Consider the following 13,373-nt stretch of genomic DNA (forward strand, 5'->3'; position numbering starts at 1 on the left):
TCTTGGCGGGTCTGAGCAGCCGAAGAGTTCCAGCTGTTCAGAGAGGCCGTTGACGAGAGACGCTGCCGCGATGGCGCCGGTGCGCATGCCGAGGCCGGCACGCCCTATCGCCGGACTTGGAATGCCCGAGGTTCCGCGCTCGCGGCGCCTGGAGGGACAGTTTCATCGCTGCCGGCGTCTCGAAGTGGCGCCGCCGCTGCCGCGGCAGGAGGTTCACCTCCCCCGGGGACATCGTCCTCGAGCACTGCCGCAAGCCGCTTCCCGCCTGGGTCTCCTCCATCAGGCTCATGAGCCATAACATCTCCGTCGAGTGCGCGGCCGAGCTGTGCGGCGTCAGCCACAAGACGGACTTCGAGTGGCGGCGCCGCGCGCTCGCCACGTTAACCGGCTACCAGGACCGGTTTGTACTGTGCGACACCTTCTGGATTGACGAGACCCACATCAACGACACAGACCCCTCCAAGGGTTACGAACAGGTGCATAAGCGTGGTCTATCCCGACAAAAGCCGTGCGTCTGAGTCGCCTTCGATTTCCATAAGAACCCCTTCGCGGTCGTTCTCGGCCACGGGAAGCCCAGCTCGGCGCGCGCAAGGAAGGCCATGGGCAGCAGAATGTTGCCCGGGTCGCTGCCCATCCACGACCTTGAGAAGGCGCACAACGCGTTGGTCAGGGACGGCGGGTTCGAGAGCGAGGCACACAGGGCCGACGTGAACGACCCGGTCTACCTGGAGCGGATGGAGATGGCGAACGACCTGTGCTCTTGGCTCAAGCGCTACCTTTGGCGCTTCACGGGGATGTCGCCCAGGAACCTGCAGGCCTACCTCGACTGGTACGTCTACCAGGCCAGGGACAGATGGGACCAGACCGCAAGGGTGGTGCGCCATATCCTGATGGCCGAGCGACTTACCGCAGCTTGGGGTAGGTGCGGCAAGTCGCGTTATCTAACCCATTGCATTACTAATCATCCCGTAATCCATCAATTCACCCAGCACCACATAGGGCCTGTTAATTTTATTTGGCGCTGAATTGCACCCTGCTTATTTTGCTGACATAGAGTCTTGTATGAAGCGGCAAGAACGTCTTCTTTTTCAAAGAGATCTTGCCGTTGATCGGGCTCATCTAACCTTTCAGAAGCTTGTTCAAGCGTCCATTGATATTCCCTTGCATTCTGGAGCATCTTATTAAATAGAACCTGATATTGATACATTGAAAACAAAAGGGATTGATAATCTTCTATGAATTCGGCAATCGCCTCTCCACTCTTTCCTTTGAAGCAAAATTTCGCCTCCATGGCGAGCGATCTCATTTCATCAAGCTTTAAATGCAATTTAAGTTGAAGTTCGGCATCTAACACCTTATTAATTGAGGCTGAGATTGATTGCAGGTACGTGGTGTTAGTCAGCCATACAAATAGTAGGTCGATAGCCATTTGCGGTTCGTCGTCATGTTCCAAGTTCTTCGCGTTTTTTGCGTAAACGCTCATGAGCTTATCGACGGTTATCCATATATTTAAACGCCGATTGAATAGAGACTGTTTATTGCTGAGACGAGCTTGGTAACAAGAAATGAGCAACGCGATGATTGCCACAATCGCTGAGATGTACTCAGGTAGATTTGTTAGACCCATTGTCTCCTCCTCCCTTGACACGTGCCGCAGTGGATGATGTCTCCAGTTAAGCAGTTGTCCACTTACACCTTCATCCTTGAAGTTCGTCTGGAACAGCTTTCGAGTCTAATTTCAGTATTGGCCCTATTCTTGTTGCCACGGCTACTAACAATCGGTAATGAAAACCGGCGCATCTTGCCATAGGCAAACGCGGAGATATCTTTGGGTTACGCGTGGTTGTCGACTTAGGAAAGCTCAATCGAGCTATCAGCAACTTCAATGCCGGGTGCGTATTTTTCTATCAACGTGTTCAGAATCACGCGGTTGCCAGGTGTCATTTTTGGCGAAGAAACGATCTTCATTGACGAAAAAGCTTCATCGGAGATAACAAGATCGTAATAGGGTGGGATTCCGGGATCGCGTTTATCGAGTATGACATCATTTGCTCTGACAATCTGATCTAGTCGTCCGTTTATTACGGAATCGATACCTATAGGAACGGCTGTCAAGATATAGCGCCATTCTTTCTGATACGACCATGCAGTTGTTTTGTGAACTCCAAGTGCATTTAAATCAGCCACGAGTCCGCCGTTTTCAAATGCCTTAATTACCTTTGGAAACAAAAGAGACTCATCATTTGTGTATTCGACCTCGTGAAGCATCTCAATATTACGAGCCGTTTCAAAAAAGAGGTAATTCTTATCCCAAAAGTCCTCGAGAGGCAGATGAAGGCCATCAAATGAACCGCCAGGGGCATTCAGAACCGCTTTACTTGATAATTTATTGAGGCTCTCATTTGAAACAGAGTACTGCTTAAACGGATAACTCTTCATCTGGATTCTTACTCCGCATTCAGCTCCGGCATACTCACGCCACATCGGAATACTCTCTTCGTCGGATGAAGTCCAGCAGCTGATGAGTTTCATTTTTCCAAGGTTTTGAGAGTCGGCTGAACGTTGCTCTTGTGGGTCATCGACCATATCTAATCGGCTGAACCTGATAGTCCGATAACGTAGAATCAAAGCCAGTGTTTCTAGGCTTGTATAATGGTAGAGAACAGCAGGTTCTTTCATAGTGGGCTCCCGATTAAGATGAAACGTTCTTATCGCAATTCTAAGCTTGTTCACTTAATTGCAAATAGCGAATCAGTACCAAGCGGTCCCAAGCATCTCCCCTACCCAACTTTGTCCAAAAAGTTCGCTGTTGCTGACTGACGTTACCTTAAAAATAACCCTACTTACATATACACGGAGTGTTGGCCTGGCGCCGCCTCCGGGCCTTGGCTCCCACCTTATCGAGAGGCACCGCTATTAAACGAGTCTTTTACCGCTCGCTCTGCGCAGTTCTTTGCGTATCCATGCTTAGCGCAGCAATACCTGTAAGGGTTATAGCGGAAGAAGAACGGTGGCAAGAAAACACCCTAGAGTAGGTTGATACTGGTGCAGAGGACAATTCGGGCGGCAGTATGACAGGCGACATCGATACAAGCGAGACCTGCAATGAGTCCATCAAAAATGATTCCGATATCGCGAATCCAATTGCACATCAGGTGGAACCTCAGGTTTCCCTAGCTTCCGATATGTCGTCTGATTTGAAACAAGCCACAAAGGCCACAGTAAGTGGGTATCAGCACAGCGATAGCGCCACCAGCGGTAATGTCACCCTTAACGTCGAATGGAACGATCCAGTACTTGGACAGCCAACGACCTTCCACGTGAGCGCAACGGGCGGCGGTGGCAGTTATCTCTTCAACATGGATGCGCCCTCCTACTCCAACCCCAATGAGTACGTCTACGAGTCGATCGTCGCCCCAAGCCGCGGAGAGTGGACAAAGTACACCAACGCGTGCGTTAGTCACGACTTTGCGTTCACAACGATGGCTACCGGATCATATAACTTCCGCTTTTACCTCATGGATAAGGCGTCGGGCGTTTACTACTTGCGCACCAACACGTATATCCAGGTTGCAGACGATGCATATCCCAGCGTTGCGAGCATTGTTGGTGTGGCTGTGTCACAACTCAAGCAAGAGACAGATGGCACTGAATACGAAATGGCTCTCTTTCTTCATGACTGGCTTCTCGATCAACTTGAATACGACAATTCGCTCAAGTGGTCCTCGGCAGAAAGTGCCCTTACGAGGGGGCTTGGGATATGTCAAGCCTATGAATCAGCGTATGCGAAACTTCTTTCCGCCGCAGGTATAGAAAACGCTGAAACCCGCGATACCTATGATGGGCATACGTGGAATGCGGTCAAGCTCGATGACGAATGGTATCAGGTCGACTGTACCTGGGACGATACGTCTGATAACTTCTAAGGTGATTTAGATCAGCGTCATCTGTACTTCTGCCTCACTGACGAGCTCATGGTAATTGCGCATCCGAGGCACGAGAAGATTTACACCACCGACGATTACTCTACCAGCTCAAATAGCCTTAAGAATAACTACTACGTCCGCAACGGCAAGGCTGATGAGTGGGCCAGCAAATATGTCGAACGGATTCAGAGACACCTTGCCGCTCGCGAGGAGAGCTTTTCAGTAGATGCTGGCAACCAGTCCTTTCCGCCCAGCATCAGTGGAATCCAGAACGGCATCGTCGCCTTTGCGATGAACCCGCGCGAGTGGAGGACGACCGACGCCAAGGCCGATCTTACTGCCAATTCCATCTTTGCCATGCAGTTCGGTTACAAGTGGATTTTAAGGTTCGACTTCTACGCCACTTACAAGGAGCCCGCATCCTACACGATCCGCTACCACGGGTCGGACGTGGCGCCCGCCGCCGCCAGGACAACGAGGGTCGTCGTGGGCACGCCGACCGCTATGCTGACGTCGTCGCTGGGCTTCTCCGGCGGGTCGATGGCGTGCGCGGGCTGGAAGGCCCACCGCGTATGCGACGACGCGTGGTTCGTCATCGACGCCGCAGGCAACGTGGACTTCTACGCCATTTGGATTGGAAACAAAGAATACGCCTAGACCATTCCGGTGCGATTTGATTTTATCGGCTATGTCGTTGGTAAAACAGTAAGCAAAAAGCTGGTCTTAGGTCATTTGCTTCAGCTTCTAGCGTTTTATCTAAACTCGGTAGTAAATACCTAATTAAGCAAGCTCATCTTCTAAGAACCTAGTCGTAATTGTGGGGCTTACGGTAAACCATGCGATATCTGCCGCTTTTTTGCAGCGGGGCTATACGCCAGGCATAAGAAAAGCCGCCGTTAACAAGCGGCGGCTTTTACTCTCGAAAAGTTAATAGCGGCTAGAGCGTCTTGAGGTACTCCCCCAGCTCTTCCTCCCAGTCGGGCATGTGGAAGCCGACCGACTCGAGCCCGGACAGGTCGAGCGCGGAGTGGACCGGGCGCGGGGCGACGGGGCCCGCGGCGCCGGCGTAGTAGTCGGAGGTCGACACCGGCACGACCCTGTCGCCGTTGCCGTTGGCGGCCTCGAAGACGGCGCGGGCAATGTCGGCCCAGCTCTTCACGGCGCCCGAGCCGGTGCAGTCGTAGGTGCCGTAGGGGGCCTTCGCGTCCAGGACGTGGAAGATGGCCTCGGCCATGTCGCGCGTGAAGGTCAGGCGGCCCAGCTGGTCGTCCACGACCGTGACCTGCGTGAGCCCGTCCTCGGGGTCGGCGACGCGGTCGGAGAGCGCCTTCATCGTCTTGACGAAGTTGTGGCCCTCGCCGATGACCCAGGAGCTGCGCATGATGTAGTGGCGCGGGCAGCCGGCCACGGCGATGTCGCCGGCGGCCTTGGTCTGGCCGTAGACGGACAGCGGGCTGAGGGGCTCCTCCTCGTCATGCACCTCGGCGGTGCCGTCGAAGACGTAGTCGGAGGACACGTGGACCAAGGTGATCCCATGCTCGGCGCAGGTGCGTGCGAGCAGGGCGGGACCGGTCGCGTTGGCCTTCCAGGCGATGGCGCGGCCCTCGGGGGTCTCCGCTTTATCCACGGCCGTGTAGGCGCCGCAGTTGATCACGGTGCCGTAGAGCGACCAGTCGTACTGCGCATAGGCGTCGGGGTCGGACATGTCGAAGGTGTCGATGTCGCAGAAGTCGAAGTCCTTGGCGACGCCGCGCTCCTCGGCGAGCGCGCGCACCGCGCGGCCCAGCTGGCCGTCGCAGCCGGTGACGAGGGTGCGCTTCGGCGCCATCGGGACGACGTCGGCGAGCATCGGGTGGTTGAGGTCGGCCTCGGATACGGTGGCCTCGGCGAGCGGGATCGGCCACTCGATGGCGAGCTCGGGGTCGGCGAGGTTCACGAAGGTGTAGGTCCTCTTCAGCTCGAGCGACCAGTGCGCGTCCACCAGGTAGGTGTAGGCGGTGCCGTCCTCGAGCGCCTGGAAGGAGTTGCCCACGCCGCGCGGCACGTAGATGGCCTTGGAGGGGTCCAGCACGGTCGTGTAGACCTTGCCGAAGGTCTCGCTGCCCTCGCGCAGGTCGACCCAGGCGCCGAAGACCGAGCCGCGGGCGACGGAGATGAACTTATCCCAGGGCTCCGCGTGGATGCCGCGGGTGACGCCGCGGCTGTCGTTGTAGGAGATGTTGTTCTGGACGACGCGGAGGTCCGGGATGCCCAGGGCGGTCATCTTGGCGCGCTGCCAGTTCTCCTTGAACCAGCCGCGCGAGTCGCCGTGGACGGCGAGGTCGACGACCTTCAGGCCCCCGATGCCCGTCTCGGTGACGGAGAGGTCCTTCTCGAATGCGATGTCTGCCATGTCTCTGCTCTCCCTACTGCCCCTGCGCGCGGTAGCGGGCCTCGGTGGCCTCCTTGGCCGGGCGCCACCAGGGCTCGTTGGCGATGTACCAGTCGATGGTGGCCTTGAGCCCCTTGGCGAAGTCGGTGTGCGCGGGCCTCCAGCCCAGCTCGCGCCGGAGCTTGGTGCTGTCGATGGCGTAGCGGCGGTCGTGGCCGGGGCGGTCGGCGACCCAGTCGAAGTCCTCGGGGTCCTTTTCCATCGCCTCGAGGATCATGCGGAGCACGGTGATGTTGTTCTTCTCGCCATTAGCTCCGATGAGGTAGGTCTCCCCCATCTCGCCCTTCGTGAGGATGTCCCAGACGGCCGAGGAGTGGTCCTCGGTGTGGATCCAGTCGCGGACGTTCTCGCCGCGGCCGTAGAGCTTGGGGCGCACGCCGTCGATGATGTTGGTGATCTGCCTGGGGATGAACTTCTCCACGTGCTGGTAGGGGCCGTAGTTGTTGGAGCAGTTGGAGATCGTGGTGCGCAGGCCGTAGGTGCGTGTCCATGCGCGGACCAGCATGTCGGAGCCGGCCTTGGTCGAGCTGTACGGGGAGCTCGGCTTATAGGGCGTCTCCTCGGTGAACTTGGCCGGGTCGTCGAGCGCCAGGTCGCCGTAGACCTCGTCGGTGGAGACGTGGTGGTAGCGGATGCCGTATTTGCGGACGGCCTCCAGCAGGCGGAAGGTGCCCTCCACGTTGGTGCGCAGGAACGGCTCGGGGTCGGCGATGGAGTTGTCGTTGTGGGACTCGGCGGCGTAGTGCACGATCGCGTCGTGACCAGGGACGATGCGATCCAGCAGCCCGACGTCGCAGATGTCGCCCACGACGAGCCCCACGCGGTCGGAGGGCAGTCCTGCGATGTTCTCGGGGTTGCCGGCGTAGGTCAGCTTGTCCAGGACGGTGACGTGGACGTCCGGATGGTTGTCCACCACGTAGTGCACGAAGTTACTGCCGATGAAGCCGCAGCCGCCCGTGACGATGATGTTCCTGGGCTCGAAGAGCTCTTCAGACATATCTGTATCTCCCATTGAATCGTTTAGTACTCGCGCGGGCTGTTGACGATCTCGCCGGCGGCGACCTTCTTCAGGTGCTGGCCGTAGACCGACTTGCCGTAGGCCGCGGCCGCCTCCTCCAGCCGCGCCGTGTCGATCCAGCCGTTCTCCCAGGCGATCTCCTCGGGCACCGAGACCGGTAGGTCCTGGGAGTGCTCGACGGCGCGGACGAACTCCGCCGCCTCGTGGAGCGACTCCATGGTGCCGGTGTCCAGCCACGCGTAGCCGCGGCCGAGGGTCACCACGGAGAGCGTCCCCTCCTCCAGGTACATCTGGTTGAGCGTGGTGATCTCCAGCTCCCCGCGGGCGGAAGGCTGAACCTTGTGGGCCTTGGCGGCGACGTCGCCCGGGTAGAAGTACAGGCCGGTGACGGCGTAGGAGCTCTTAGGCTCGGCGGGCTTCTCCTCGATGGAGACGGCCCTCCCCTCGCGGTCGAACTCCACGACGCCGAAGCGCTCGGGGTCGTCCACGTGATAGCCGAAGACAGTGGCACGGCCCGACTCGGCGTTCTGGACGGCGCGCGTCAGGTGGCGCGACAGGCCGTTGCCGTAGAAGATGTTGTCGCCCAGCACGAGGGCGCACGGCTCGCCGGCGATGAAGTCCTCGCCGATGGTGAAGGCTTGAGCCAGGCCGTCGGGGCTGGGCTGCTCGGCGTAGGAGAGGTTGACGCCGTAGCGGGAGCCGTCGCCGAGCAGGCGCTCGAAGTTGGGCAGGTCCGTCGGCGTGGAGATCACCAGGATGTCCCGGATGCCCGCCAGCATGAGGGTGGACAGCGGGTAGTAAATCATGGGCTTGTCGTAAACCGGCAGCAGCTGCTTGGAGGTCACGAGCGTGAGCGGGTACAGGCGTGTTCCGGACCCGCCCGCGAGAATGATGCCTTTCATTTAATCTGTCCTCTACAATCGAAATGCGCTTTAGATCGAGTGATAAATAAGACTTGGGTATCCTATTTTGCTAAACCCCCTCATTCTTAACGAAATAGGCAAGGTAATGACTGCGGAATATGGCTACCTGAATTGCCCCTTCCATTTTTCAATGCTCGACCAAGGGAGATTGATTCCGGTTATTTCAGGTTGGTTAATCCAATCAGCCATTTTGAGTAAAAAGTCATCTTCTCGTTCGAAAACAGGAAGTCCGGTATCTTCACCGATGATCGCGTGCCAAATGTTGGTAATGGACTCACTTTGCTTCAACGCTATGAAAAGCGCCAGTATCGAAAATCAATTTATAATCCCACAATGATGTGAATTCGTTCGGGCAAATAACGACCGCAAAGTGATACAAGCGAATAAGATCCGGCAAGAGTTAGCGCCCAAACAGCAAATGTCGAAACACCAAGTGGAATGACGAATAATCCAAGCAGTTTCCAAACGGCCTTGAGAACAAGTATATGGCAGAGGTAGATTCCAAAAGAGGCGTTCCCAAGGTCAACAAGCAAAGTAGAAGATAATCGCGACTTGAATGATCCCGGAACCGCCATAAGAAGCGCGATCACAGCTAAAGAGGTCGCGGCAGAACCGAGCTTAAGCTGAGTTGTGGCCATATTGAAATCGCCAGTCAAATACCACCAGAAGCCTGCGACCTCCTGAATTATTAAAAATATAAAGAGCACTGCAACAAGCTGAGTGGTTCGTCCTTCAATGAGCGCAGCCCAACGCCTCCAGTCGAGACCGAAAACATAAAAGATGAGCCACATGGGGCAGAAAACCTGTATTAGAGGCAATGCGATACCGGCAACGGCAGCGAGCTCCCTTAGAAGCAAGCAAGCCGGTGTCACACAATAGATAAAGAACCTATACCGTGAAAGGAGCCTGAACAGTACCGGAGTAAGCAGCACAAGCTGTGAATAGACCAATAGATAGTACATCTGAGCCGATACGGAGCCCACGGCGAACGCCAGAAACCCAGACGCCCATGAAGGGCGGGGAAACGCCGCAAGATAGATAACGCTCCAGAACGCATAAGGTCCGGCAACCTTGCTAATGCGGCGTCGAAGACCCCCCCGCATTAAATTTGCGCTCGTCGGTAAGAACACCGGATAAAAACAAGAACAACGCAACAGAAAAGTTGAGGAATGGGCGAATGGCGACCGACGCGGCACATTGAGGAAGACAGTGGATAAGCACCACTGCGGAAATCGCAAGCCCACGAAGAGCTTGAAGGTAGCGATCCTTGGCCATCTAGGCTCTCCTTCCAACGAGTCTCTTTAGTCGTCGTTTAATACCACCAAGCTTGCGGCGGACACGCTGCCAGAGAGTGGGACGGAAATCCCACTTGTCCATGAGATCTGGGATGGAAAGCCCGGCAGACACGTCGTTCAAGAACTCGTCGCGCTTTGGATAAGGCGTGACAGAATGGACGAGGCTAGGGTTGCCCGCGATTACCCCATCAAGCGTCGCCGGACCGTTTGCAGTAAGCCCAGAAATAGCCTCGAATGCCCGCACGCCCTTCTCGGTATTGCATAGGACGGCAGATACGCCCTTGGAGTTGTCGACCTCGGGATGGGTATTCTGGAACCCCCAGAAATCACCGAGCGTGATATCGGCGCCGCTGGAGCGCTTTGCTGGACATGCCAGACAGGACGAACGAAGGCTCGCATTGGCCAGAAACGCTTTCATGTACCAGTCTTTGCCGAATATCTGGGACTCGGTGTCCCCGGTGTTGTCTTTCTCCGCTATGTGCTTGTACATAGCGGAGTAAGACAACCATCCGGTTGTCTTACTCCGCATATTGACGTCGCAGACGTCCGACCCGAAGGCCTCACCACGGTAGTCGACCCAGCGCGACCAGAGCTCTGGAGACGGAACACCGTGGCAGATGACGTCGACGCCGAGGAAGAGGTCAGAGTCGGCGAGTTTCCCCAGGTATGAGCGCATGCCAGCCACCTGACATGCAGTACCGGCAAAGAGCGCCGGCCTGCCTTCACGCAGGGCAGCGCGGACGCCCTCGAAGACGCCGCGGCCAACCGCGCTCTGAACGTATTTCGAGCGCATAACGGCGCCGAGCGCCGGCCTGTCCTCCACGAGCACGTGACGAAGCTCGCGGCAACCGTCCGTCCACGCGGCGCCCGCCACAACACCGCCGCGCGAGAGAGCGTCACCGGCGAGTAGACCGAACACGCCGCCCGACGACGATCTATCGAGCAAGCCGACGTCATGAGCCTTCGCCCAGAGGGCGAACTCGCACCCGTCCTCCCCAGGGGCGTTGAGCGCCGGGCATACGGCGTCGCACGCCCCGCAGCCTACGCACCCGGAGGCGTCGACGGTGGGGTGTAGGAAGCCACAATCATCGGGTTCCATGGAGATGCATGACTTGGGGCAGCGGGCAGCGCACGCGCCGCAGCCGCAGCAACGGTCGCCAAGCGAGACGACCCTCGGGGATTTCTCGGAATCATTCATGATGGACCCTATCTAAGGAACGGGAGACGAGAGACGACCGCGATACGTTCGTCCTTCGTTAGGACGGCGAGCCAAAGGGCGACGGCGAAAAGCGCGCTGTAAACGGCGCCCCACTCGAGGAACGCGGGCCATCCGTTGACGGGCAGGACCGCCGTGCCAGCGAGGCAGGCGACGGTGACGGCAGCCCAGGCGAGCAGCACCGGCAGGTTCCGCTTCCAGAAAAAGAGCATGTCGAGACCGACCCGCTTCTGGTAGTACCAGTTCATCCACAGTCCGTTGCCGAGCACGATGCTGACGACATAGGCGATCGCGGGGGCCCACGGCCCCAGCGCCGGGGCGGCCGCGGCGGTGAAGGCAACGTTCCCGACCGCCATCGCAAGGTAGACGAGACTCCTGGCGTGGTGCATGTTCTTGGCCCTCTGGATCTCGATGCCGACGTTCTGACAGAGGGGCACCATGACGGGTAGCGTCATGGCGAGCACGAGCCAGTAGGCCTCGGCGAAGCCCGGGCCCGCCCACCTCGTCACGAAAAACTTCCCAAGAATAGCGAAACCTCCGTACACCCAGCAAAACAGTACCATCTGGTAGCGGCCCACGCGCGTCATAAGGCGAGTGAGCTCGGCGTTGTCGTCCGAGGTGGCGACGATGCGGTTGACCTTCGGAATGAAGACGTTCGACATCGTGGTGGAGAGCGAGTAGAAGACCTGGCGGATGTTCACGGCCACCGCGAACAGCGATACCGCAGTCGCGCCCGAGATGGCCCCCAGCATGATGTTGGGCACGCTCTGATTGACCATCTCGCAGACCTGGTTACCGAAGATCCAGGCACTGAAGGCGGCGATGCCGCGCATGACGCCCCAGTCGGCGCCCCTGAGCTCGAAGCGCATGCCCAGCACGACGATGGCGTAGCGCGCGTTGAGGGCGAGCAGGACGAGGTTCACCGCGAGCTGTGCTAGGGCAACGCCCACGGGCCCCATACCGGCGGCCAGCAGGGCCCAGGCGCACAGCGGCGTCGCAAGCGTGGTGACGAGCTGCCTGGTCTGCTGGTAGACGAAGCGCTCGTGCGCCGTGATGTAGGAATTGAACACGACGGTGAACAACGTCGAGGCGACGTTGAGCGTCATGATGGCGAGCAGCTCCCGGGCGAGCGAGACCTGCGCCTCGGTGAACCCGGCCGAGAACACCGCGCCGGCGTTTGCGGAGAAGCCCATGCCGAGGGCGACCGCCGCGGCTGTGACGGCGACGTAAAGCGTGAGGTACATGCCGTTCAGGTGCCGGATGTCGCGCTCGCCGCCGTGCGCCACCGTCTGCGTGTAGAAGCGCACGTAGGCCTCGGAGAAACCGAAGGACAGGAGCGTCAGCGAGAAGACAAAGGAGTTCGAGCTCTGGAAGACGCCGTAGTCCGCCTGCCCCACGTAGGACAGTAGCATCGGCGTGTAGACGAGGTTGACGAGGTTCTTTGCGAGGATGTTGGCGTAGCCGAGGAGGGCGCCCGCCTTACGCTGGCTAGCCACGGGCGGCCTCCGAGGGAATGCTCAATCCACATCTATCGAGGAATTCAACAACGATCTTCCTCTGAGCTGCCAACCTGTCATACGCCTTTGAATAGTCACTCTCGAGCAGTTCCGAATTACATACGGAAAGAATTGACCGCTCAACGAAAGAAACACCCAGCTCGCTGGCTAGCGTGTCGAATCGGCTGCTCATGTCTGGACCAGTGGACTCACGAGGGCAATAAATCAGCGGCTTCCCGAACAAGATCGAGAAAATTGATCCGTGATATGAATCTGTCGCTACAAGCTTTGCGTGACGGACGGCATAGAGGAACTCTGAAGGCCCGAGGGCGTAGTAGCGCGCATCCCCTAGTAAATCGACCCTCTTGCAGCTAAGTGAATCACAGATTTCGGCAACCCTCTCTTCGTAAGCTGCACTCCCGAGGAAGTACGTCAATACATAATCATTTGGAAGCCCGCAGTGCGGCTCTTTTTCATACCTTTCCCACCAGGAGCCGTCAAACATCAGTGTTGGGTCAATCAACACCTCGGCCTTTAAGCCGTACAGACTGTTTATAAGCTCGGCGCTCTTCTGCTCACGAACGGACAGCCTATCAAACCCGTCGAAATAGCCGTGGAACAGCTCACGCTTCTCCTCGGGAATCGTCGGAGCTGCCAAGCTTGGCGAAAAAGCAATGCGCTTTTCTCTTGGCGAAAACGTGAGAAACATAGTGGAGTTAGCGTCAGGGGAATACGGAGACCAAACTTGGTCGCTCCCAGCAACGAAAAAGTCATAGGATTTAATGTCACGTGGAGGGTTGGAATCAGATATAACCTCCCGGCTAAAGGAAATGTTACGGGAATTGAAATCCTCAAACGAACGATGCCTCTGGATGTGGGCAACGGCAAGCCCCTTTGGAATGAGCGAAGCCAAAGACTTGAGCTTGTATTTGGCAGATCTCGAGTCCTTCTGTCTGAACGTAAGGACATCTGCACCCGAGAGTTTGAGAGTTTCTTGGACAGCAAGGTTCTGGAGCCTCTGCCCATAGTTGTCCCCATGCGTAAATGTGGAAATGCCTATTTTCATGT

At 57.5% G+C, this 13,373-nt stretch carries 13 protein-coding genes; 3 read left to right on the plus strand and 10 right to left on the minus strand.

Annotation, left to right across the window (positions count from 1 at the left end; genetic code table 11):
* Positions 1-116: 116 nt before the first annotated feature.
* The gene (locus AB5Z14_RS02975) at positions 117-518 is read left to right on the plus strand and encodes a hypothetical protein (protein WP_368130213.1); all 402 of its coding nucleotides are present in this window, start codon (positions 117-119) and stop codon (positions 516-518) included.
* A gap of 458 nt (positions 519-976) precedes the next feature.
* Here AB5Z14_RS02975 and AB5Z14_RS02980 read toward each other — a convergent pair whose 3' ends face one another.
* Together AB5Z14_RS02980 and AB5Z14_RS02985 are read right to left on the minus strand one after the other, a co-directional pair.
* Positions 977-1,627, minus strand: a complete 651-nt coding sequence (locus AB5Z14_RS02980) for a hypothetical protein (RefSeq protein WP_368130214.1) — start codon at positions 1,625-1,627, stop codon at positions 977-979.
* 224 nt (positions 1,628-1,851) lie between these two features.
* The gene (locus AB5Z14_RS02985) at positions 1,852-2,679 is read right to left on the minus strand and encodes a DUF2971 domain-containing protein (protein WP_368130215.1); all 828 of its coding nucleotides are present in this window, start codon (positions 2,677-2,679) and stop codon (positions 1,852-1,854) included.
* A 392-nt stretch (positions 2,680-3,071) separates the two neighbouring features.
* Here AB5Z14_RS02985 and AB5Z14_RS02990 point away from each other — a divergent pair, with 392 nt between their 5' ends.
* Together AB5Z14_RS02990 and AB5Z14_RS02995 are read left to right on the plus strand one after the other, a co-directional pair.
* Positions 3,072-3,926, plus strand: coding sequence for a transglutaminase domain-containing protein (locus AB5Z14_RS02990; protein WP_368130216.1), 855 nt, complete (start codon positions 3,072-3,074; stop codon positions 3,924-3,926).
* Positions 3,927-3,974: 48 nt separating this feature from the next.
* On the plus strand, positions 3,975-4,583 hold the full coding sequence (locus tag AB5Z14_RS02995) for a hypothetical protein (RefSeq protein WP_368130217.1): 609 nt from the start codon (positions 3,975-3,977) through the stop codon (positions 4,581-4,583).
* 280 nt (positions 4,584-4,863) lie between these two features.
* Here the strand turns inward: AB5Z14_RS02995 and AB5Z14_RS03000 are convergent, their stop codons facing one another.
* From AB5Z14_RS03000 to AB5Z14_RS03035, 8 genes are all read right to left on the minus strand, one after another.
* Positions 4,864-6,318, minus strand: a complete 1,455-nt coding sequence (locus tag AB5Z14_RS03000) for a sugar nucleotide-binding protein (protein ID WP_368130218.1) — start codon at positions 6,316-6,318, stop codon at positions 4,864-4,866.
* Positions 6,319-6,331: 13 nt separating this feature from the next.
* Entirely contained in the window at positions 6,332-7,354 is a 1,023-nt protein-coding gene (gene rfbB / locus AB5Z14_RS03005; RefSeq protein WP_368130219.1) for a dTDP-glucose 4,6-dehydratase, read from the minus strand.
* A 23-nt stretch (positions 7,355-7,377) separates the two neighbouring features.
* Positions 7,378-8,277 carry a glucose-1-phosphate thymidylyltransferase RfbA gene (gene rfbA, locus AB5Z14_RS03010; RefSeq protein WP_055287319.1) on the minus strand — a complete coding sequence of 300 codons (900 nt, stop codon included), beginning with the start codon at positions 8,275-8,277 and terminating at the stop codon, positions 7,378-7,380.
* Between the two features lie 341 nt (positions 8,278-8,618).
* On the minus strand, positions 8,619-9,401 hold the full coding sequence (locus AB5Z14_RS03015) for an acyltransferase family protein (protein ID WP_055287321.1): 783 nt from the start codon (positions 9,399-9,401) through the stop codon (positions 8,619-8,621).
* Positions 9,373-9,573: a hypothetical protein gene (locus AB5Z14_RS03020; protein WP_055287323.1), complete on the minus strand. Its 201-nt coding sequence runs from the start codon at positions 9,571-9,573 to the stop codon at positions 9,373-9,375. Before AB5Z14_RS03020 ends, AB5Z14_RS03015 begins: the two co-directional genes overlap by 29 nt.
* Entirely contained in the window at positions 9,574-10,791 is a 1,218-nt protein-coding gene (locus tag AB5Z14_RS03025) for a Coenzyme F420 hydrogenase/dehydrogenase, beta subunit C-terminal domain (RefSeq protein ID WP_082421943.1), read from the minus strand.
* Between the two features lie 8 nt (positions 10,792-10,799).
* Complete coding sequence (locus AB5Z14_RS03030) at positions 10,800-12,305, minus strand: lipopolysaccharide biosynthesis protein (protein WP_117774363.1); 1,506 nt, start codon at positions 12,303-12,305, stop codon at positions 10,800-10,802.
* Complete coding sequence (locus AB5Z14_RS03035; RefSeq protein WP_117774364.1) at positions 12,298-13,371, minus strand: polysaccharide pyruvyl transferase family protein; 1,074 nt, start codon at positions 13,369-13,371, stop codon at positions 12,298-12,300. The genes AB5Z14_RS03030 and AB5Z14_RS03035 overlap by 8 nt, the downstream gene beginning before the upstream one ends.
* Positions 13,372-13,373: the final 2 nt, after the last annotated feature.

This window comes from Collinsella aerofaciens (genome assembly GCF_040910265.1).
Lineage (GTDB): Bacteria > Actinomycetota > Coriobacteriia > Coriobacteriales > Coriobacteriaceae > Collinsella > Collinsella aerofaciens_BK.